We start from the raw sequence: 22,291 nt of genomic DNA on the forward strand, positions 1-22,291 counted from the left end.
GCTTTTTTGTGCACGGTAGTTCCACACAGAACCACTCTAGAATTCGAAGATCGAGCGGAAGATACCCGGTGCTATGATCGAGATCGGATTGACGATAACCTGTGGCTGCTTGGCGCTTCCCGAAAGCTTGTACGTAATGCCGATCAGGCCGCGATCACGACCATTCCCCAGCAGCATGCCCACGATAGGCACTTCACCGAACAGGCGGTTCACGCCATAGGCTGGCATGAAGGTGCCGGTGATCGCCATATTGCCTTGCTTGTCGTAAAGCGTTCCCTGGAAGGTGGTCCCGACCGATGGCCCGCGCACCACGCCCTTCGACAGGTTGAGATAGCCATCACCCTTTTCAATCAGCGAGAAGCCGCGCTCGATATCGACGCGCGACACATCGATATCACGCTTTACCGCCTGATTGAGGCTCGCTCCGCCGGTGGCAGGTGGGCTGGATACGAGCTTGGCCAGACGCGGCTCGTTGATGATCGCAAAATTGCGCGCATCAATCTGCCCGCGCAATGGACCGTCGCCCTGTGCAGCGAGACCCACCGTTATTTTGCCGCCGCGCATCTTGTCGTACAAGTCGAAGAAGCGCAGCACCGCGCCCGCATCGTTGGACTGGAGCGAAATCGACCGGGCGTCGCCCTGATCATTGTTGGTGGCGACGAATGACTGACCGGATGCGGTCTGGGCATTGACAGAAACACCGGAAATGCGATTGCCGGAGCTTTCGTAAGAAATGGCAACATTGCGCAGGGATTCGCCGTTGAAGCCGCTGACTTCATCCACCTGTGCGCTCACGACCACACGTGGTCCCTTGCTTTTGCCGCTGCTACCCCTGCCGCCCAGATCCGACGCCTGCTTGATCAAAGCGCGCGCGTCGAATTGCGATCCGCGCACAGTGACACGGTAGCCATTGGCGCCCTTGGTGGCTTTGACTGACAAATCGTCATTTCGATTGAGACGCAATTCGCTGAAATCAGCGGACTGGAAGTCGCCCTTGGCAATCGACAGATTGCCTTTCACACCGAAGGCATCACCAGTGAAGACCAGATTGGTGATATCGATCTTGCTCTTGTCGTCCGGGTTCTGGAAAAAATCAAAAGTCGCCTTGGCCGGAATGCCTGCGCCCTTGCGCCATCCAAGCCATGACAGGTCCACCTGCGTCTTGGCAAGATCGGCAGTGACGTGGCGTTTTCCGCCGTCTGCCATGCTCAGATCGACCGACATCGGCCCAGAAAAGACGGAATTGAGTCCCGGAAAGACCGCGTTGCGGGTCTTGTCGTCGATTTCCAGCTTGATCTTCTGATCGCGTTTTGCAGGGCCGGAGAGATCGACCGGCTCGACCATCGTCACCTTACCCGGCACGCCGTCGAGCTTGGCATCCGCGGTGATGACAGCGGCAGTCTGGTCAACCTTGATCGTGCCTGTGGCATTGCTTACATTCGAGCCGCCAACGGGCTTTGCAATATCGAGATTGTTGAAACCGATATCGGCATTCCATTTCAACGTACCGGGCGGCGGGTCCTTCGACACGGCGAAGCTTACCTTCACCTGCGCCTTGACATCACCTGAGACGTCTTCTGGCAGGAACGGCACATTTTTCAACACATCAATCGGCTTTTTGCCGGCAATCTCGGCGATGGCGGATGCATCGCCCGAAACCGTAATATCGAGATCAGAAATAACCGGACGCTGCGGGCCCCACGGAATGATCAGCGTGCCGTTGGAAACATCCGCTCTTCTGTTGTTCGCCGTGTAGACTACGCCTTTAGGCAGCTTGATCGTCGTATGCGCGCCGCGAACGGTGATCACGCCATCCGCATCGCGAACTGGCGGCAATTCACCGACAACATCCAGACGCGTGTCGAAAACCTTGAAATCACCCTTGATTTCATCGCCCGTGAGCGGTGGCGGCAGACCCGGACCGTTGAAGCGTCCCGCAGCCAGCGAAATGTCGATCTGGCTGTCTTTCAGCGTACCGCCATAGAGGTTTTTCAGCACCCATTCACGGGCGCCATCGGCCACATCGATTGGCCAGAGATGCTTGGCATCTGCCACCGGCATTTTCGGAATGCGCAGCATGAAGATCATTTCCGGCGAACCGTTGCCGAAGGCCATGCCGCCCTGCCCGTAAAGCTGGCCATTCTCGGTCTGCACATCGAGATTGGCGAACTGCACGCGCAACTGGTTGGCGAGAAAACGACCAGATATGCGAGTCGCAAAAGAAAGCGGCTGTTCGGTCGATTCAGCAGGCATGCTTGTGGCAGAACTGGTCAGAACCTCGAAACGATAGGCCGGGCCGTCCTGATTGCCCACATCTTCCGGCTCCGGACCAAATGCACCGTTGAACTGCGCCTGTAGCCCGCCCAGTTGTAATTGCGATTGCTTGATCTCGATCTTGCGGCTGCCAACCTGATGCTCAAGGCTCAAAAGCGCATGACCGCGAATATCCTCTACCCGCCCCATCTGCATGTCGATGCCATCGACGCCCAGATCGACGCCGAGGCGTTCTGGCTGATCAGATGTAGCCGCTGTACCGGAAAGCGTAATTTTCGCCTGCCCATCCAGCTCGAAATGCGCCGGGTTGATCCTGTTGTTCGCCATGACGGGCGTTACTTCAGGCGGCGAACCGAGTGTCACCGGAATATCATTGATGTTGAGCGTAAAGCCTTTAAGGCTGTTATCCGCCACATTGCGATCAATCTTGCCGTCAATCGCTATTCTCTTGCCCTGCCAGAGCAGATCACCCGTAATGGCGATCTTTCCCTGATCTTCGACCAGTCGCGCGCTCTGGATATTGACGGACTGCTGCCCGTCGCCCGCCTTAAAGCGGATCGTGCTGTTGAAAATGCTGATAGCACGCGTGTCCTGCTGGCGCAGAAGCTCCACACTCCTGCGCATAGCCGCGAAAATCTGTTCGGACACCGCATCGAAATCGACAATGCCGCGTTCGTCATAAGGCAGAGATTTCCAGAAACCGTCGCCCTTGGCCTCCGGCATATCGAAAGTCACACCCTCGACTTCGAGCTGCGCCACGCGAACCGAGCCGGTCAGCAACGGCAGAGGCGCCAAACCGAGGCGCACAGACCGGATACCTTTGATTTCAACGCCTTGCTTGGGATCAGCCACGGAAACATCGCGTGCTTCCATGGCAACATGGCTGTCCTGATCGAGCGACAATGCGGCGCTGCCAATTGATGCCGTCGCGCCATCGCCCAGCACCCCGATCAGAGCTTTCTGCGCCTCATTGCGCAAAAGCTCGCTGTTCACACCACCACGGAGAATGAGAAAACCGGCACCGCCGATGAGAATGAGCAGAATGCAGATTGAAACGAAAGCATGGGAACAACGCGAAATAAAAGATCGTCCCGAGCGCGGCGGGCCGTCTGCGAGACCATCTGTGCCATCAGCGGCCAGACGCTCGATTCTGTCCATTTCCCGCTTACTGAAGCGGATTCGTTTCGGTTTCTCTGTCAATAACCCAGCCGGATATCAAGTGCTGCAATCGACGTTTGTTTCATAAAGTGAATCATGAAACAATCGTATGGAATTGATTTTACTCACCCTTTCCATCTGAGACGGTGTCCGCGGTTTTCGCTTGCGTCCATATTCCGACATTTCGCCAATCTGCGAAACGATGTGGTTTCCATGGTTGCACAAGCGTCACTCGAATGCGATAGCTCGGACTGTAACAGGTGATTTCCATGCTAATCCATAAAAGAAAGGCACAGATATGGCTCATCCCCAAGTTGGCGAAACGGCACCGGATTTCAGCTTGCCGTCAGATGGACTTTCGGGCGGCGGCCAACTCACCCTGTCATCGCTGAAAGGCAAGCCTGTTGTCCTGTATTTTTATCCCAAGGATGACACGTCCGGCTGCACCAAGGAAGCGATTGCCTTTTCACAATTGAAGCCGGAATTCGATAAGATCGGCGCACGCGTGATCGGCCTGTCGCCAGACAGCGCCACGAAACATGCCAAGTTTCGCAAAAAGCATGATTTGACCGTCGATCTCGTCGCAGACGAAGAGCGTACCGCGCTTGAAGCCTATGGCGTATGGGTCGAGAAAAGCATGTATGGCCGCAAATATATGGGCGTCGAGCGCACGACCTTTCTGATCGATGCAGCTGGCCGCATTGCCCGTGTCTGGAACAAGGTGAAAGTTGCCGGTCACGCTGAAGAGGTACTCGAAGCGGCGCGCGCGCTTTAAAGCGGTATCTGTTTCAGATGCGTGAGACAAAATCCCCCGAACAAACGCTGCGCGGCAATGCCATTCGTGCCATTGCCTCAGCCGACCTGAACGAAAAGGTGCGCCTCACCCGCGAGACAGCCGCACGCTGGTTCGGGCGCACGCTTTCAGTGCGCAGCCCGCTTGATCCGCCCTTGCCGGATCGCCCGGGACGTCCGGACAAGCCGGAACTTGTGCCGCCGCGCATGATGAAGAAGCGCTCGCTCCATTCAGAGCATGGCCGTATCGCGCTCATGCACGCGCTCGCCCATATTGAGCTGAATGCCATTGATCTGGCGCTCGATATCGTGGCGCGCTTTGCGGCCAAACCCATTCCGCGCAGCTTTTTCGATGGCTGGATGAAGGTCGCCGATGACGAGGCTCGCCATTTCACCCTGTTGCGCAATCGCCTGAACGACCTTGGCGCGGATTATGGCGACATGCCCGCCCATGACGGGCTGTGGCAGTCGGCACACCAGACGCGCAATGATCTGGAGGCGCGGCTCGCCGTGGTTCCGCTCATACTGGAAGCACGCGGCCTTGATCTAACACCTTCGCTTCTGGAAAAGATGATCGAAACCGGCGACCACGAGACGGCGGCGATACTCGATGTCATCTACAATGATGAGAAGACCCATGTGGCGGTGGGTGCAAAATGGTTTCGCTTTTTCTGCGCGCGCAATCGTATCGACCCGGTTGCCCGCTTTCAGGAACTGGTGCGAACGAATTTTCGAGGCGATCTCAAGCCGCCATTCAACGACCTGGCGCGTGCCGAAGCTGGTCTCACGCCATCCTTTTATCGCACTTTGTCTCCCGTCTCGATCTGAGGCTAATTCTGGCCCGCATGGCTGGCGCAAGCCAGAAATGCAAAGCTTTGTTAACCCTAATAAGTTGTAATCAAACTTAGGGAATCGGTGCGTTTTCTAAGACGTTCCGCCAAACTTCTGCGGTCCTTACCTTCATTCACCAGCTGAATTCAGGTTCCGGGCTGCTCTACTGAGGGGCATGCGGGTGCCATGACGAATAAGCGGGCGAAAACAGCGGGAAAGACGGTCTTCGGCGAACGCAAGGAGCCGCCTGTCGTCATTATCGCTCGCGGTGAAAAAATCAGCCATTTTACCTTTCGCCCATGGATGGCTATCGCAGGCGGCGCTGCTTTTCTGGCGCTTTCAGCCGCCTATCTCGGTTCAACTGCCTATCTTGTGTTGCGCGATGATCTGATCAGTTCGGGCATTGCCCGGCAGGCCCGCAATCAGCAGCTTTATGAAGACCGCATTTCCTTGCTGCGCACGGAAGTGGATCGCATCACGAGCCGCCAGATGCTCGATCAGCAAGTCATGGAAAACAAGCTCGCCGAGCTGATGCAGCGCCAGCAGACGCTAAGCGCGCGCGACGGCAAGCTTGCACCTTTGCTGGAACGGGCCTCGAAGCTGCAGCCAATGCCGGATATGCCGACACAGGCAGCGCCCTTTGCCGAAGAACACAGCCAGCTTGTCCCGGACGAAGCGATTGGCGGACGGGATTTTCCCGGCATCGATCCGATCATAACCGGGCCAGTGCCCAAAGACATCAAGCCGGAACGTCGCGCCGATGCGGGGCCGCTGGGCTTGCGTCTTGCTGGCGGCATGTCGGGTGAATCCACAATCGAAACCTCCGACAAGCTGCTCGCTACCATTAATCAGACCCTGCATCGCATTGAAAGCGAGCAGAACGGCAAGGTGCGCAATCTGGCCGATGCGGCTTCTGAAAAAGCCGACACCATCGTCGATACGTTGAATTCCGCAGGCCTGCGCATCGAAACGTCGGACAGTGCGCATTCCGCCATGGGTGGTCCGCTGATCCCGATTTCAGCGCCGGGCACAGTCATCAACGATTTCGACATGCAGATCCGCAATCTCGACAGCGCGCTCGAGCGGCTTGACAGCGTTCGCAAGCAGATCAAGGCAATGCCGCTGGCAAACCCTGCCCCCGGCATGCCGGTGACAAGCCTTTTCGGATATCGCAGCGATCCGTTTTTCGGAAGTACAGCCTTTCATTCGGGCATCGATTTTCGCGCAGCCTATGGCCAGACAGTAAGAGCGACGGCGGCAGGAACAATCACAAAAGCCGGACGTTTCGGCGGCTATGGAAATATGGTCGAGATCGACCACGGCAATGGCTTTGCCACGCGCTTTGCGCATCTCTCGCAGGTTCTCGTCCACGATGGCCAGAAAATTGCGCGCGGCGCGGTCGTCGGACAGGCGGGCAGCACCGGACGCTCGACCGGTAGTCACCTTCACTATGAGGTTCGCGAGAATGGTCGCCCGGTCAACCCGGTCAATTTTCTCAAGGCTGGCAAGCAGATAGAGCCGCTTCTCTAATAAGAGGTATAAAAAACCCGGCACTGAGGCCGGGTTTTGTATTCGGAGATTTTGAAGCGATATCAGTCGATATCGTCGATCATCTCGCCACCGCCCTGAATACGATGGGCAAGCGCTGCTTCCATGAAAGGCGTTACCGCGCCGTCCAGCACTTCCTGCGGATTGGTGCTTTCCACGCCAGTGCGCAGATCCTTCACCAACTGGTATGGCTGCAGAACGTAGGACCGAATCTGATGCCCCCAGCCAATATCGGTCTTGGTGGCATTGGCTGCGTCGGTCGCTTCTTCGCGCTTCTTCAGCTCTTCCTCGTACAAACGCGCGCGCAACATGGACCATGCTTTTTCACGGTTCTTGTGCTGTGAACGTTCCGCCTGACACTGCACCACGATACCGGTCGCGATATGCGTGATACGCACAGCGGAGTCGGTCGTGTTGACGTGCTGTCCGCCCGCACCCGATGCACGATAGGTATCGATGCGAACATCTGCTTCCGTCACCTGCACATCGATATTGTCATCGATCACCGGGTAAACCCAGATGCTGGCGAAGGACGTATGACGACGGGCGTTGGAGTCATAAGGCGAAATGCGGACCAGACGATGAACGCCTGATTCGGTTTTCATCATGCCGTATGAATTGTGCCCCTTGACGAGAATGGTCGCGGATTTGATACCCGCTTCTTCGCCTTCGTGCACTTCCATCACCTCGACCTTACGGCCGTTGCGTTCCGCCCAGCGCGTATACATGCGCAGCAGCATCGACGCCCAGTCCTGGCTTTCCGTACCGCCGGCACCGGCATGCACTTCGACATAGGTGTCGTTTGCATCGGCTTCGCCTGACAGAAGCATGTCGATCTGACGACGATCAATCTCGACCTTGAGTTCACGGATAGTTTTTTCCGCGTCCTCGATGATCGACTTGTCGCCTTCCTCTTCGCCCATGGCGATGAGTTCGATGCTGTCGTTCAATGTCTGGGTAAGCTGATTGATGCCGTTAATGCTGTCTTCCAGCTGCTGGCGCTCACGCATCAGCTTCTGGGCTTCCTGGGCATCATTCCAAAGCGTGGGATCTTCGGCTCTCTGGTTGAGATAGCCGAGACGTTTTATCGCCTGATCCCAGTCAAAGATGCCTCCTCAGCAGGCTTATGGCCTGCTTGATTTCGTCAACCAGCGTCTCGATTTCCGCGCGCATGGGCAAATCGTTCCTTCAGTAATTCGTATTTCGGTGGGAAAACCAAGTCGAACGCAAAGCCCGGCTCGTCATTTCCAGCATCGGACAGTCTGTCCAAGCGCCGCGGACCATAGTGACGACGCCCCGCTGTGTAAAGGGAAAAGCCCTTTATTCCAATCAGTAAAGTCCGCCAGAACCAGAGCTGATCGCGCGCGTGGCCTGTGGCGATTGCGGTGCGACAGGCGCGCCTTCGCGGAACGAATCCATACCGATGACCGAATAGCTATCAGACGGTCCGGTGCCCGGCTTGAAGGCTTCCATGATGAGGTTCGGATCGCCCTGATTGGTGCGCATGCCGGTCTTGCGGTTGATCGCAATCAGCGTCATGCCTTCCGGCACGCGGAAGTCCACCTTGGGCGTTCCAGCCAGAGCCTGTTCCATGAACGACTTGAACACAGGTGCAGCAAGGCCGCCACCGGTGCCGCCGCGTCCAAGCGAAGTCGGCGTGTCGTAGCCCATGAAGACGCCAACCACGAGGTCAGGCGTAAAGCCGACGAACCAAGCGTCCTTTTCGTCATTGGACGTACCGGTCTTGCCAGCCAGTGGACGGTCAAGGCTCTTCAAAATCTGCGCCGTACCACGCTGAACAACGCCTTCCATCATCGATGTGATCTGGTAGGCGGTCATCGGATCCAGCACCTGATCGCGATTGTCGATCAGGGTCGGTTCTTCCTGATTGGCCCAATCCTGCGCATTGCAGCCTTCACACTGGCGTCCATCATGCTTGAACACGGTCTTGCCGTAGCGATCCTGAATGCGGTCGATCATCGACGGGGTGATGCTCTGTCCGCCATTGGCGATAACCGAATAGGCTGTCACCATGCGCAGCACGGTGGTTTCACCAGCACCGAGCGACATGGAGAGAACCGGCAGCATCTTGTCGTAAACGCCGAAACGTTCAGCATATTCAGCGACAAGCTTCATGCCCATATCCTGCGCCAGACGCACGGTCATGACGTTACGCGACTGCTCGATACCGTAGCGAAGCGTAGACGGACCGGCGAATTTGCCGGAATAGTTTTTCGGAGCCCAGACGCCGAGCGAACCGCCCTGATTGACTTCCAGCGGACCGTCGAGAACCACGGATGCCGGCGTATAACCATTGTCGAGCGCTGCCGAATAGACGAACGGCTTGAACGACGAACCCGGCTGGCGATAGGCCTGCGTTGCGCGGTTGAATTCCGATTCCGCATAGGAGAAGCCGCCGACCATCGACAGAACACGGCCTGTATGCGGGTCCATGGCGACGAGCGCGCCTTCAAGCTTCGGCGGCTGCTGCAGCCGGTATCCATTGCCTTCTTTCGCGACATAGATGATGTCGCCGGTGTTGAGCACGCCTTCAGGCGACTTCGCACTGCTGCGCTTGCCGCCAATATTGGTAACGCGCATTGCCCACTTCATGTCATCGGCAGAGATAAAGGCGCGCTTGCGTTCCTTGCTGCGTGAACCGGTCGCTTCGACTTGTGGCTGAAGGCCGATATCGGCGCCCGCTGCGGAAACATTGAGCACAATGGCAAGCTGCCATTCCGGAACATCCGAATAAGACTGCATGTCGCCAAAGGCCGTGCCCCAGTCATTGCCGAGTTCGACATTCTTTAGCGGCCCGCGCCAGCCGCGCGCTTCGTCATAGCGCAGCAGAGCCGATTGCAGCGATTTGCGCGCTTCGGCCTGCAAGGTCGGATTCAGCGTTGTGCGGACGGACAGACCGCCTTCATAAAGGGCATCGACACCATATTTCTGGATGATCTGGCGACGCACTTCCTCGGTGAAATATTCCGATGCGAAGACGTAGTTTGTATCGCTGCGCGAGGTGACGCCGAGCGGCTGCTTCTTGGCGTCTTCCGCTTCCGCCGTCGTGATGTAACCGTTTTCGGCCATACGATCGATCACCCAGTTGCGACGCTCCAAAGCGCGGGCTGGCTGACGGAAGGGGTGATAATTGTTCGGGCCTTTCGGGAGCGCCGCGAGATATGCGCTTTCAGCGATGTTCAGCTCGCCGACCGACTTGTCGAAATAGGTCAGCGCTGCGCTGGCGATACCATAAGAGCCAAGGCCGAAGAAAATTTCATTCAGGTAAAGTTCGAGAATGCGATCTTTCGAATAGGCCTGCTCGATACGCATGGCCAGAATCGCTTCGCGAATCTTGCGGTCATAGGTCTGGGTCGAGGACAGGAGGAAGTTCTTCGCCACCTGCTGCGTGATGGTCGACGCCCCCATCGGACGGCGACCCGAGCCCATATTCTTGACATTGGTGAGAACGGCACGCGCCAGACCGCCGAAATCGAGACCATGATGCTCGTAGAAGGTCTTGTCTTCAGCGGAGATGAATGCAGCCTTGACCCGGTTCGGCACGGCCTGGATCGGCAGATACATGCGACGTTCCCGCGCAAACTCTGCCATCAGACTACCATCCGACGCGTGAACGCGGGTCATCACCGGGGGTTCGTATTTCGCGAGCACTTCGTAATCGGGCAAATCCTTGGAAAGGCTTCCCACGTAAAGGGCGACGCCGCCTGCCACCAGGAGCAACAGCACCGTTCCAATTCCGAAGAAATATCCGATAAGCCTTACCATATTCGCAGAATCCTGCCGTCAGATTAGTCCCATGATAAGCGTCAAAGCGCCAACCGCCAACCCACGAGCCTCGCAAGGTCTCATGATACTAAGGCTTAGTGACCACCAAATGCGTCAAACGCAAGATCGTTTGTCGGTTTTAACAGAATTAACGCCTTTACGCTCGGTCCCCGTACAAAAATACGACAAACTGTTGCATGCGTGCATCGTTATGGTGGTCATCAACCTTTCGTTACAATAGCTGGTCGCCGTAATGTTTCGAACGACTTAATTGCCAAAGCAAGACGGTCAGCTAATTTTTTGCGCCATTCCGGATTGCTTATCAGTTTTTCGTCTTCTGCATTGGACAGATAACCGATCTCGATCAGTACGGAAGGCACGTCCGGCGCACGCAGGACCTGAAACCCTGCGAAACGATGCGGATTGTTGATGAGATTCACCTGCCCCTGCAAATGGGTGATCACTTTTTCCGCAAAGCTCAGCGAGAATGTGTGGGTCTCCCGGCGAGTCAGATCGAGCAGGATATCGGCAACTTCCGGCATTTCATCCGGCGCAGCGCCCCCTAGATTGTCAGATTTGTTTTCACGCTCCGCCATTGCGCGCGCCACGGCATCGGACGCCTTGTCCGAAATCGTATAAACCGTCGCGCCGCGAATATCGTTTTGGTTGATCGTATCCGCGTGGATGGAGATGAACAGATCGGCCTCATGCTGGCGCGCAATGCGAACACGTTCGGATAGACGAAGATAGGTATCGTCGTCGCGTGTCATCAGGACCTGGATATTCTTTTCCTGCGCCAGACGGTCACGCAATTCGATACCAAAGGCCAGCGTCAGGTCTTTTTCCTTGATGCCGCTCAGGCTTTCGGCGCCGCTGTCGATGCCGCCGTGCCCCGGATCAATCATGACCGTGAAGGGGCGAGGCTCGTTTTTGCCCGCGTCCGGAGCTGTCGCCGATTTGCGCTCGGTGGAACTGGTAATTTCGGAGCGCCCTTGCAGTTGCGCCGTGAATTCGCGGTCGGAAGTTGCGACAATATCCGCAACGAGACGATAGCCCGATGCGCTTTCATTTTTCAAAACGCGGAGGTCTTCCACCTTGAAGGGGCCGCGCAGCGTCAGAATGAGGCGCGAACGCCCCTTCCCGGCCAATCCATAGCGGACATGGGAAACAAGACCCCGGGGTTTGACGCTCTTTTCATCGAAACCGAAGCGGGTCTCGGGCAGTTCGACCACCAGACGATGCGGGTTGTCGAAGAGACTCGTGGTCAGCGTCGGCTCACGATCGAACATAACGACAATGCGGGTGCGCAGATCGTCGCCAGCCATGCGGAATGTGAGCGCCGTGAGCGGCTTGTCGTTCTGCTCGGCTGCCAGAGCGGCACCAATGTGAAAGAGACCAACAAAGAAAAACATCGCAAGCGCGAGCCACTGCCGCACGCCTGAAGAGATTGTCGTCGCTTTTTCACCGTTTCGAAAATGCATTCGCCACACGATCGACTAAAATTGAATTGGTGACACCAAATAGCGATGCCAGCGCGATTTATGTGCGCCTCAATGCGCGATTGTCCATTCGACCCGCCGCACGCAACTCTTCAAACTGTCGTACAGAACTACGGTTAACGAAGGATTTCCAGCCGCAATTGAGCCGCGAATATCACCTACACTCGGGTTACGACGAAATTGCGATGCGGATGTCAACTGATATTCGTACTTGTCATCATGCATCCGACGCCATAAAAGCTAATGCAGGTTACGGGTTAGCTGTCAGAATCGTTTGCCGGTTTTTAAATATGGCCGGAGAGAACGAGAGCGAGAACAGTGGTTTATACGCTCACAGTCCCGGTAGCCGGAACAGAATTCAGTGGAGATGTGGCTCCCCCGCCATCCACTTTTGATTGGTCGATTGCGCATTGTTACGCGCTGTCGCCACCGCATCGAGCTTAAAGCCGGGTCTGGCTTCAGGATAGAACGGTGCGTGGATTTGAGAATTTAAGGTGTCCTTGTGCGCCCAGATGGACGCACGGCGCTTTAACGCTCGAGAAGAGCAACGAAATCGGCCCGGTCTCCGGGTCATATATTGAGGTCGTTTCGTTCGGAACAGCTATGGGTCTAGTAAGACTGACCATTGCAAGCCTGAAGACCGTGATCGCCACGAGGCCGTCGCGCGTACAGGCAACAGCTTATGTTCCGGCGAACCCAGAACCATCCGGCAGATGCAATACGGTTAGGTCGGCAGCCTTCAGGGCTTCGTCCGGCGCACGTGTTTTGCGTCTTCGCGCCGGCAGGAAAGACAATAATGTCCAACAAAATGCTCATCGATGCCTCCCACCCGGAGGAAACCCGCGTCATCGTCACGCGTGGCAACAAGATTGAAGAATTCGACTTCGAGTCGGAACACAAGAAGCAGCTGAAAGGCAATATTTACCTCGCGCGGGTCACGCGCGTCGAACCTTCGCTTCAGGCTGCGTTTGTGGAATATGGCGGCAACCGTCACGGTTTCCTCGCCTTTTCGGAAATCCATCCCGATTATTACCAGATTCCGGTCGCCGACCGTCTGGCTCTGCTTGAAGCGGAAGCCAAGGCGCAGCGCGCCGAAGACGACGATGACGACGAGCCGCGCGCCAAGAGCGAACGGTCTGGCGAGCGCTCGGGTGAACGGTCGAACGACCGCTCGCGCCGTAATCGCCGCCGCGGCGGTCGTGACAACCAGAACAAGGCGCAGGCCAGCACCTCCGATAACGGCCTGCCCGCAGCAGAGCCTGTCGGCCCTGGTTTCGCAAACTATGTGCCGGGAACGCCTGCCAGCGCCCTGTCGCACAAGGGCGACGTGATTTCCGAGGCCGTCGACAGTGGCGACGAAGACGATATCGAACATGAAGAAGACATGGTCGAATCGGTCGGTTCGGAAGATGCGCTGGAAGAACTGCCAACGCATACCCGCACCCATCGTCGCCAGTACAACATTCAGGAAGTGATCAAGCGTCGCCAGATTCTGCTGGTGCAGGTGGTCAAGGAAGAGCGCGGCAACAAGGGCGCAGCTCTCACCACCTATCTGTCGCTGGCCGGTCGTTATTCGGTTCTGATGCCGAACACTGCGCGTGGCGGCGGCATTTCCCGCAAGATCACTCAGCCACAGGACCGCAAGCGCCTGAAGGAAATCGTCAAGGAACTCGAAGTGCCGCAGGGCATGGGCGTGATCCTGCGTACCGCTGGCGCCAATCGCACCAAGGCGGAAGTCAAGCGCGACTACGAATATCTGATGCGCCTTTGGGAAAATGTCCGCACGCTGACCTTGCAATCGACGGCGCCTTCCCTCGTCTATGAAGAAGGCAGCCTGATCAAGCGCTCGATCCGCGACCTTTATAACAAGGACATCACGGAAATCCTGGTTTCCGGCGAGAACGGCTATCGCGAAGCCAAGGATTTCATGCGCATGCTCATGCCGAGCCATGCCAAGGTGGTCCAGCCCTATCGCGAGCAGGTGCCGATCTTCACGCGCAACGGCGTCGAAGCGCAGCTCGACCGCATGCTGCTGCCGCAGGTTACGTTGAAATCGGGTGGCTATCTGATCATCAACCAGACCGAAGCGCTGGTTGCCATCGATGTCAACTCCGGTCGTTCGACGCGCGAACATTCCATCGAAGACACAGCGCTCCAAACCAATCTGGAAGCTGCCGAGGAAGTGGCGCGCCAGCTGCGTCTGCGCGACCTTGCCGGTCTGATCGTCGTCGACTTCATCGACATGGAAGAAAAGCGCAACAACCGCGCTGTCGAAAAGAAGATGAAGGACTGCCTGAAGGACGACCGCGCCCGCATTCAGGTTGGTCGCATCTCGCATTTCGGCCTTCTTGAAATGTCGCGCCAGCGCATCCGTGCATCCGTGCTCGAAAGCACGATGCAGGTCTGCCAGCATTGCGGCGGTACCGGACATGTCCGCTCTGACTCTTCGATGGCCCTGCACATCATTCGCGGCATCGAAGATTATTTGCTGCGCCATTCGGGCTTTGACATCAATGTTCGCACACCAGCGGCTTCGGCCCTTTATGTGCTGAACCACAAGCGCCAGTTGCTGGCCGATCTCGAAGGCCGCTTTGGCGTTGCCATCAGCATCGATGCCGACGAAAGTGTTGGTCACCAGCATTTCGCTATCGACAAGGGCGCGCCGTCCACCCGTCCGGTGACGCAGCCGCCTGTCCAGCCGATGGCCTATCTTGAAGACGACTTCGAAGATCCTGAAATTCCGGTCGAGGAAGACGAGGAAGAAGAAGACGTCAAGGCCGAAGCACCGGCCCGTGAAGAACGCAGCGAAGAAGGCGATCGCAAGCGTCGCCGTCGTCGCCGTCGTCGTGGCGGAAAGGATCGCGATAGCCGCGAACAGACCGCTCAGGACGATGCTGCTTCCGATGAAGCAGATGACGATGCAGAAGAAGGCGACGAAGCTTCTGACGCCCGTTCGGATGCCGCATTGAGCGACGATGATCGCCGCAAGAAGCGTCGTCGTGGCCGTCGTGGTGGACGCAAGAACCGTCGTGAAGACGAAGTGCGCGGTCGCAAGGTTCCGGATCCGGAATTCGTCGGCTACACGCCTGTTCTGCCGGTAAAGGTCGAGGCCGCTATTGAAGCCGCCACCGCCGAAGTCGTCGCTGCCAAGGCCGAAATCGTTGAAGTTGTGGAAGCGGTTGCCGTCGCAACGGAAGCTGCCGAAGCCCCGGCTGAAGCTGAAAAGCCAACGAAGACTGCCCGCAAGCCGCGCGCGCGCAAGTCTGCAAAGACTGAGGAATCTGCAGAAGAAGTCGTGGCGGCGGAAGTTGAAGAAGCGCCAGCCAAGCCAGCCCGGAAGAACACCCGGTCTCGCAAGAAGGCTGATGACGTCGCAGCCGCACCGGAAGCCGTAGAAGCACCTGAAGCAGTCGAAGCTGAAAAGCCGAAGCGCCGCACGCGTAAAGCAGCTGCCAAGCCGGTTGCGGAAGTCGAAGAAGCTGTTGCCGTTGAGGCTGAAGCCGAAGTGGCTGTGATCGAAGAACCGGCCAAGCAGACCGAGCCTGTCGTCACGTCGAGCGATACCGACGAGCAGAAGCCGAAGCGCGGCGGATGGTGGCAGAAGAAGGGTTTCTTCTAAGCCCGGCCCAATTGCACAACTAAAAAAACCGGCGGAAACGCCGGTTTTTTGTTGGTCTGTTTAGAGCGCTTTTCGATCTGATTATTTGTGTTAACGCGCATCCCGAAAACCGTTTCACACTTTTCGGGATGCGCTTTAATCAGGCTGACTGTTGCGGCAGCCAGTCTTCCAGACGGCGAACGGCTTCCTGCATCTCCCCGACTTTTCCAGCATAGGAAAAGCGCATCGTGCGGTGCCCATCCAGCGGATCGAAATCACGGCCCGGCGTTGCAGCAATATTGATCTCTGCAATCATCTTGCGTGCGAATTCCATGCTGTCATTGGTGAAGCGCGAAACATCGCAATAGGCGTAGAACGCTCCATCCATAGGTGCCGCCAGTTTCAGGCCCATGCGTGGCAGATGTTCAAGCAGGATTGCGCGGTTCTGCCGATAACGATCCTTGATGCGCTCCAGCTCGGCTGTGGCGTGGAAAGCCTCGATGGCCGCACGCTGCGAAAGTTCGGGTGCGGAAATATAAAGGCTCTGGCTCAGCCGTTCGATGGCTCGCACATCGCCCTCCGGCAAAACCATCCAGCCGATGCGCCAGCCCGTCATGCAATAATATTTCGAGAAGGAGTTGATGATCGTAACATCGTCGGCAATTTCGAGTGCCGTCACATCATCGGTTTCATAGGAAAGCCGATGATAGATTTCGTCCGAAATCACGCGAATACCGAGCGAGCGGGCCGTATCGATGATCGCCTTCAGTTCAGGCTTGGCAATAACAGCGCCCGTTGGATTGGCCGGGCTTGCAAACAGCACGCCCTTCAATGGCTTTTCGGCGTGCGCTGCGGCTAGTGCCTCGGCAGTCAGAGCCGCCGATGTGCCGTTGCCGGTCGGTATTTCCACCACTTCCAGCCCAAGCGCCGTCAGAATATTGCGATAGGCCGGATAGCCGGGACGCGTGATCGCCACCCGGTCACCCGGATCGAAATAGACCACGAAAGCCAGATTGAAAGCTGCCGATGAACCGGTCGTCACGGCGATTCGATCCGCCGAAACGGAAACGCCGTAATGATCGGCATAATGCGAGGCAATTGCCTCACGCAGTTCAATCAGCCCAAGAGCGTCGGTATAGCCGATGCGTCCGTCTTTCAGTGCCTGTTCGGCCGCCTGTCGCACGATCTGCGGCGCCGGATCTGCGGGCTGGCCCACCGCCATGGAAATAATCGGATGGCCCGCGGCGCGGCGGCGGTTTGCCTCTGCCAGAACATCCATGGCGTGAAATGGCTCGACCGCACTGCGACTTGAAAGACTGATCAACTTTACCTCCAGAACACTGCAAGCGCTCCCGTGGAGCGCCGCATGGACAGAACATATTATCACCGCCGTATAAACGTCGGATTGGTAAAGCAACAGCGCTTTTAGGAAATTGGGTGCAATGTCCTGGATGATTGCTTGTAAAGGACGCCTGTAGCGCGGCCTTCACGCACATTGGGGTCTAAAGATTGATGGCAACAATATCGGAATTGACCGGCTGGCACTACAGTTGCAAATTCGTCAGGCCGTCGCGAAGCGAGTGATTTTCGAGCACCGGAGCGGAGCGTACTTTTAGGTACGTGAGCACCGGAGCACAGGAAATCGCTCGTTGCAGCCCGGCATGGCGAAGAATGCAACTGTAGTGATAGGAAAGTCGGCAGAGATTGCACTGCCAATATCTGGCTTTTTAAGATCATGCTGCCTTGTCCATATGCCGTTTAAAATGCAACCGGACGGTTATAAGGTCCTGAACCGAAACCCGTTTGCCGATAGAATGAGCAAACCACTGCGAGATTCGCGGAAACTAAGAGGAGGACGACGAGCATTATGGCAGCATTGATCGCGCCGTTCCCGACCGGGACCTTATCCTTTGGAAGATTCGTGCGCCGTTCCGTGGCGGCACTTTCGGCCCTTGCCGTGGCGGTTACCGGCGTTATCCCCGCTTCCGCCCAGTCGCGCGGCGTACCAATCGTGCGCGACGCAGAAATCGAGGCGCTGGTCGCGGATTATGCTGCGCCGATCCTAAAGGCCGCCGGTCTTTCCAGCCGTGGCGTGCGCGTCATTCTCGTCAATTCGCAAAGCTTCAACGCCTTCGTCGATGGCCGACGTATTTTCATCAATACCGGCGCCATCATGCAGGCCGATACGCCCAATGAAATCATTGGCGTGATTGCCCATGAGGCAGGCCATCTGGCCGGTGGGCATCAGGACCGTCTGCGTGAACAGTTGAGCCGCGCGCGGACCATGGCTGTGATCGGTATGCTGCTTGGCGTGGGTGCCGGTGTTGCAGGCGCGGCAGCCGGCAGTGGCTCGGCAGCCGGTGCGGGCGGCGGCATTGCGCTCGGCAGCGCCGAAGCGGCGATGCGCAGCGTTCTCAGCTATCAGCGCACCGAAGAAATGACGGCTGACCGTATGGCGGTCAACTATCTCAACGCGACCGGGCAATCGACCAAGGGCATGCTGGACACGTTCCAGCGTTTTGCCTCCGCCCTCTCCTTATCGGGCACGCAGATCGACCAATATCGCATCAGCCATCCGCTTCCACGCGAGCGTATCGCCAATCTGGAAGAACTGGCCAAGAAGAGCCCTAATTTCAACAAGACGGATTCGCCTGCCCTGCAATTGCGCCATGACATGGCGCGCGCCAAGATCGCCGCCTATTCGGGCAATATGGGCGAGTTGCAGCGTATGTTTCGGGGCAATCCCGGCGGACTTCCCGCGCGCTATGGCAGCGCGATTACCACCTATCTGAACGGCTCGGCGCGTTCTGCCCAGCCCAAATTCGATGCCCTGATCAAGGAACAACCAAAGAACCCCTATTTCTACGAAATGCGTGGCGAGGTTCTTATCAAGGCGAATGATGCTGCCGGTGCCGCCAAGGCCTTCCAGACCGCCGTGTCGCTCGATCCGCTCAAATCTCCGCTGCTGCGCATGAGCTATGGGCGTGCGCTCATGCTGACGGGCGCTAAGGCAAACATGCCGACAGCAATCAAGGAGATAAAAGCGGGCATCGCATCCGATCCGGAATTCCCGGGCGGCTATGGATATCTCGCGCAAGCCTATGGCCAGCAGGGCAGCATGGGACTTGCAGACCTTGCGACCGCCGACATGAACTTCTATTCGGGCAAACTTCAGGATGCCCAGATATTCGCGATCCGCGCGCAGAAGCAACTGAAATCCGGAACTCCCGACTGGTTGCGCGCGCAGGACATTATCAGTACGAAGAAAAGCAAATAACGTCCGGTATTGGTCTATATTGGTCACGGCGTATTTTTGAACGGATTGGAATTTCACGATGAAGAATGCAGTTTCCATCACGCTGGCGAGCGGCATTGTCGGTTTGGCAGCGTTGGCTCTTGGTTATGGCGCGGGTCTGTCGCGCCACGCGTCTGCGCCGGTCGCGGCGGCAACAGCCGCAACGACAGCTGAGGCACCGCTTAACCAGCAGGCTATTGAAAATGTGGTGCGCAACTATCTTCTCCAAAATCCTGAACTGATGCTGGAAGTGCAGAGCGCGCTGGAAACCAAGCAGGCGCATGAGGCGCAGGAACAGGTCAAAAAGGTTCTGACCGCCAATCAGAGCGCACTTTACAATCCGCAGCATGACGCCGTTTTCGGCAATCCGAACGGCGATGTGACCGTTTACGAGTTCTTCGATTACAATTGCGGCTATTGCAAACGCGCCCTGCCCGACATGCAGGCCATCCTGAAAAACGATCCGAATGTTCGTTTCGTCATGAAGGAATTCCCCATCCTCGGCCCGGATTCGGTGAAGGCGCATATTGTTGCGCAGGCTTTCAAGGCACTGATGCCGGAAAAATATGCCGAATATCATAGTGTCCTGCTCGGCGCACAGGAACGCGCCACCGAAGCATCCGCCATTGCAGATGCCGTCAAGCTCGGCGCTGACGAAACCGCGCTGCGTGAAAAGATGAAGGACCCGGCGATCACCGGCGCTTTCCAGGACACCTATCAGCTGGCAACGCAGCTCAACATCACCGGCACGCCGTCCTATATCATCGGTAATGAGCTGGTGCCGGGCGCCATCGGCGCCGACGGCCTTATCGAGAGAATCGCCGCCGCACGCACTGCCGCCAAGATGTGAAAATGACACCCTGTGCCCGATAGGCTTTCTTATCTGAAAGCCTATCGGGCACAGACTTATCAAAAGCCGGTGATTACCGGCTCTTGAAGAAAAAATGCCGTAATGCCGGTGCATCTCGCAAAGAATAGCGGGAAAAACCGGTCAGGCAGAACATCTGCACTGAATTATAGGGTTTCGGCTTGCATCCAAGCTCTCTATATGGAAAGCGAAGTGTTACTAAATTTTCGTGGTAACACGATATCGGTTGCAAAGGATTTGGCGCGGACACAAATGACAAAGACGGTTTTTGTTCTAAACGGTCCCAATCTCAATCTTCTGGGAAAGCGTGAACCGGGAATTTATGGCGTTGCGACGCTCGCCGACATTGAAGCGGCCTGCAAGCGCGAAGCCGGTTCTCTTGATCTCGAAGTTGATTTTCGCCAGTCCAACTATGAAGGCGATCTGGTCACCTGGATTCAGGAAGCGGGCGAAAAAGACGCCTATGTCCTGATCAATCCGGCAGCCTACAGCCACACTTCAATTGCCATCCACGACGCGATCCGCTCAGCGAAGGTCACAGTTGTGGAAGTGCATCTTTCGAACATTCATACGCGTGAGGCCTTCCGGCATCACTCTTATGTATCCGCAGTCGCCAAAGGCGTCATTTGCGGCTTTGGCGCGGAAGGGTATCTGCTCGGCCTACGCGCGCTCGCGGCAATTGCCAAAGAACAAGAACACAACGGGCAAAGCGTAAAAGGGGCCTGATATGTCCAGCAAAAATACTGTCATCGACAAAGAAACCATCCGCGATCTCGCGGATATCCTCAACGATACCGACCTCACCGATATCGAAATCGAACATGGCGATCTGCGTATCCGCGTTTCGCGCAATGTAACGGTTCAGGCCGCAGCGACCGTCTATCCGCCCGCAGCACCGGTCGCTGCAGCAGCACCTGCCGCCGCCGCTCCGGCAGCAGCCGAGCCGACCAAGGCTGAACTGGCAAAGAACGCCGTTCTGTCGCCGATGGTTGGCACTGCCTATCTTGCTCCGGCACCGGGCGCACGCAACTTCATCGAAGTTGGCACGCAGGTGAAGGAAGGCCAGACCCTCCTCATCATCGAAGCCATGAAGACCATGAACCAGATCCCCGCCCCGCGCGCTGGTACGGTCAAGGCCATTCTGATCGAAGACGCCCAGCCGGTTGAATTCAACGAACCGCTCGTCGTGATCGAGTAAGCGTCGTTCAACCCTTGTTTGACGTGTCTTCACTTCACGAAACCGGAACTGGCAGCAAGCGCATGTTTCAAAAGATCCTCATAGCCAATCGTGGCGAAATCGCTCTTCGCGTGCTCAGAGCCTGTAAGGAACTGGGCATCAAGACGGTCGCTGTTCACTCCACGGCGGATGCCGACGCGATGCATGTCCGTCTGGCAGATGAAAGTGTTTGTATCGGCCCGCCGCCATCGCGCGACAGCTATCTGAACATTCATCAGATCGTTGCTGCATGCGAGATCACCGGCGCGGATGCGATCCATCCCGGCTACGGCTTCCTGTCCGAGAACGCCAAGTTCGCGGAAATTCTCGAAGCACACAACATCACCTTCATCGGCCCCACCGCCTCCCATATCCGCATCATGGGCGACAAGATCGAAGCCAAGCGCACAGCCAAGCGCCTCGGTATTCCGGTCGTTCCCGGGTCGGATGGCGGCATCACCGACGATGTTGAAGCTGCACGCGTGGCGAAGGAAATCGGCTTCCCGGTCATCATCAAGGCTTCGGCTGGTGGTGGCGGTCGCGGCATGAAAGTGGCGCGCACTGAGGAAGACCTGTCGATTGCTCTTGCAACCGCACGTTCCGAAGCAGCTGCCGCTTTCGGTGATGATGCCGTGTATATTGAGAAGTATCTCGAAAAGCCGCGTCACATTGAAGTTCAAGTCATGGGCGACGGTGCGGGTAACGCGATCCATCTGGGCGAACGCGACTGCTCCTTGCAGCGCCGTCACCAGAAGGTCTGGGAAGAAGCCAACTCCCCGGCTCTCAACACGGAAGCACGCGACAAGATCGGCATGATCTGCGCCAACGCCGTTGCCGAGCTTGGCTATCGCGGCGCAGGCACGATCGAGTTCCTCTATGAAAACGGCGAGTTCTATTTCATTGAAATGAACACCCGTCTGCAGGTGGAACATCCGGTCACGGAAGCCATCACCGGCATCGATCTCGTGCATGAGCAGATTCGCGTAGCTGCGGGTCTCGGCCTTTCGGTGAAGCAGAAGGACGTGCGTTTCTCTGGCCACGCCATTGAATGCCGCATCAATGCGGAAGACCCGCGTAACTTCACGCCGTCACCGGGTCTCATCACCCACTACCATACGCCCGGCGGCCTCGGCATCCGTGTGGATTCCGGCGTTTACTCCGGCTATCGCATTCCGCCTTATTACGACAGCCTCATCGGCAAGCTCATCGTACATGGACGCAACCGCGTCGAATGCATGATGCGTCTGCGTCGCGCGCTGGATGAATTCGTGGTGGATGGCGTCAAGACGACCCTGCCCCTGTTCCAGGAGCTGATTGGAAATCAGGACATCGCCAATGGTGCCTATGATATCCACTGGCTGGAAAAATATCTGGCTAGCCAGTCCGAGAGCGAAGGCGCTTAAATAAGTGACAGCAGGAGCAAAAC

14 protein-coding genes and 1 pseudogene are annotated in these 22,291 nt (G+C 57.0%); 9 read left to right on the forward strand and 6 right to left on the reverse strand.

Going from position 1 to position 22,291, the window contains the following annotated elements; genetic code table 11:
- Nucleotides 1-36 precede the first annotated feature (36 nt).
- Complete coding sequence (locus ACTJKP_RS13565) at nucleotides 37-3,432, reverse strand: RNA-binding protein (RefSeq protein ID WP_440631031.1); 3,396 nt, start codon at nucleotides 3,430-3,432, stop codon at nucleotides 37-39.
- A 298-nt stretch (nucleotides 3,433-3,730) separates the two neighbouring features.
- Between ACTJKP_RS13565 and ACTJKP_RS13570 the strand changes: the two genes are divergently transcribed.
- The 3 genes from ACTJKP_RS13570 to ACTJKP_RS13580 all read left to right on the forward strand — a co-directional run bounded on the left by ACTJKP_RS13570 (nucleotide 3,731) and on the right by ACTJKP_RS13580 (nucleotide 6,585).
- Nucleotides 3,731-4,207, forward strand: coding sequence for a peroxiredoxin (locus tag ACTJKP_RS13570; protein ID WP_078338524.1), 477 nt, complete (start codon nucleotides 3,731-3,733; stop codon nucleotides 4,205-4,207).
- A gap of 17 nt (nucleotides 4,208-4,224) precedes the next feature.
- Nucleotides 4,225-5,052 carry a ferritin-like domain-containing protein gene (locus ACTJKP_RS13575; RefSeq protein WP_078338523.1) on the forward strand — a complete coding sequence of 276 codons (828 nt, stop codon included), beginning with the start codon at nucleotides 4,225-4,227 and terminating at the stop codon, nucleotides 5,050-5,052.
- Between the two features lie 189 nt (nucleotides 5,053-5,241).
- Complete coding sequence (locus ACTJKP_RS13580; RefSeq protein WP_440631032.1) at nucleotides 5,242-6,585, forward strand: peptidoglycan DD-metalloendopeptidase family protein; 1,344 nt, start codon at nucleotides 5,242-5,244, stop codon at nucleotides 6,583-6,585.
- Between the two features lie 62 nt (nucleotides 6,586-6,647).
- Here ACTJKP_RS13580 and prfB read toward each other — a convergent pair.
- The 4 genes and pseudogenes from prfB to ACTJKP_RS13600 form a co-directional block, all read right to left on the reverse strand.
- Nucleotides 6,648-7,776, reverse strand: a protein-coding gene (gene prfB / locus ACTJKP_RS13585; RefSeq protein WP_113533553.1) for a peptide chain release factor 2 whose coding sequence is annotated in 2 segments (ribosomal slippage) — nucleotides 6,648-7,706 and nucleotides 7,708-7,776 — 1,128 coding nt in all. Because the reading frame shifts where the segments join, the coding sequence is not laid out codon by codon here.
- Nucleotides 7,777-7,932: 156 nt separating this feature from the next.
- Nucleotides 7,933-10,389 carry a penicillin-binding protein 1A gene (locus ACTJKP_RS13590; protein WP_078338520.1) on the reverse strand — a complete coding sequence of 819 codons (2,457 nt, stop codon included), beginning with the start codon at nucleotides 10,387-10,389 and terminating at the stop codon, nucleotides 7,933-7,935.
- A gap of 221 nt (nucleotides 10,390-10,610) precedes the next feature.
- Nucleotides 10,611-11,870: an N-acetylmuramoyl-L-alanine amidase gene (locus tag ACTJKP_RS13595; RefSeq protein WP_440631033.1), complete on the reverse strand. Its 1,260-nt coding sequence runs from the start codon at nucleotides 11,868-11,870 to the stop codon at nucleotides 10,611-10,613.
- A 632-nt stretch (nucleotides 11,871-12,502) separates the two neighbouring features.
- A pseudogene (locus ACTJKP_RS13600) lies at nucleotides 12,503-12,682 on the reverse strand (hypothetical protein); the annotation flags it as partial.
- A gap of 2 nt (nucleotides 12,683-12,684) precedes the next feature.
- Here ACTJKP_RS13600 and ACTJKP_RS13605 point away from each other — a divergent pair.
- Nucleotides 12,685-15,507 (forward strand): Rne/Rng family ribonuclease, encoded by a 2,823-nt coding sequence (locus ACTJKP_RS13605; RefSeq protein WP_440631034.1) that lies wholly within the window; start codon nucleotides 12,685-12,687, stop codon nucleotides 15,505-15,507.
- A 139-nt stretch (nucleotides 15,508-15,646) separates the two neighbouring features.
- Here the strand turns inward: ACTJKP_RS13605 and ACTJKP_RS13610 are convergent, their stop codons facing one another.
- Nucleotides 15,647-16,810, reverse strand: coding sequence for a pyridoxal phosphate-dependent aminotransferase (locus ACTJKP_RS13610; protein WP_440631035.1), 1,164 nt, complete (start codon nucleotides 16,808-16,810; stop codon nucleotides 15,647-15,649).
- A gap of 543 nt (nucleotides 16,811-17,353) precedes the next feature.
- On the opposite strand from ACTJKP_RS13610, the gene ACTJKP_RS13615 reads away from it, so the two are divergent.
- The 5 genes from ACTJKP_RS13615 (at nucleotide 17,354) to accC (ending at nucleotide 22,268) form a co-directional block, all read left to right on the forward strand.
- Nucleotides 17,354-18,763 carry a M48 family metalloprotease gene (locus tag ACTJKP_RS13615; protein WP_440631036.1) on the forward strand — a complete coding sequence of 470 codons (1,410 nt, stop codon included), beginning with the start codon at nucleotides 17,354-17,356 and terminating at the stop codon, nucleotides 18,761-18,763.
- A gap of 58 nt (nucleotides 18,764-18,821) precedes the next feature.
- Nucleotides 18,822-19,631, forward strand: a complete 810-nt coding sequence (locus tag ACTJKP_RS13620) for a DsbA family protein (RefSeq protein WP_440631037.1) — start codon at nucleotides 18,822-18,824, stop codon at nucleotides 19,629-19,631.
- Nucleotides 19,632-19,901: 270 nt separating this feature from the next.
- Nucleotides 19,902-20,375, forward strand: a complete 474-nt coding sequence (gene aroQ, locus ACTJKP_RS13625; RefSeq protein ID WP_138785006.1) for a type II 3-dehydroquinate dehydratase — start codon at nucleotides 19,902-19,904, stop codon at nucleotides 20,373-20,375.
- Nucleotide 20,376: 1 nt separating this feature from the next.
- On the forward strand, nucleotides 20,377-20,847 hold the full coding sequence (gene accB, locus ACTJKP_RS13630; protein ID WP_440631038.1) for an acetyl-CoA carboxylase biotin carboxyl carrier protein: 471 nt from the start codon (nucleotides 20,377-20,379) through the stop codon (nucleotides 20,845-20,847).
- A gap of 62 nt (nucleotides 20,848-20,909) precedes the next feature.
- On the forward strand, nucleotides 20,910-22,268 hold the full coding sequence (accC, locus tag ACTJKP_RS13635; RefSeq protein WP_078338512.1) for an acetyl-CoA carboxylase biotin carboxylase subunit: 1,359 nt from the start codon (nucleotides 20,910-20,912) through the stop codon (nucleotides 22,266-22,268).
- Nucleotides 22,269-22,291: the final 23 nt, after the last annotated feature.

Origin of the sequence: Brucella sp. 22210, from assembly GCF_052045675.1 — a bacterium.
In the GTDB taxonomy this organism is placed as follows: domain Bacteria; phylum Pseudomonadota; class Alphaproteobacteria; order Rhizobiales; family Rhizobiaceae; genus Brucella.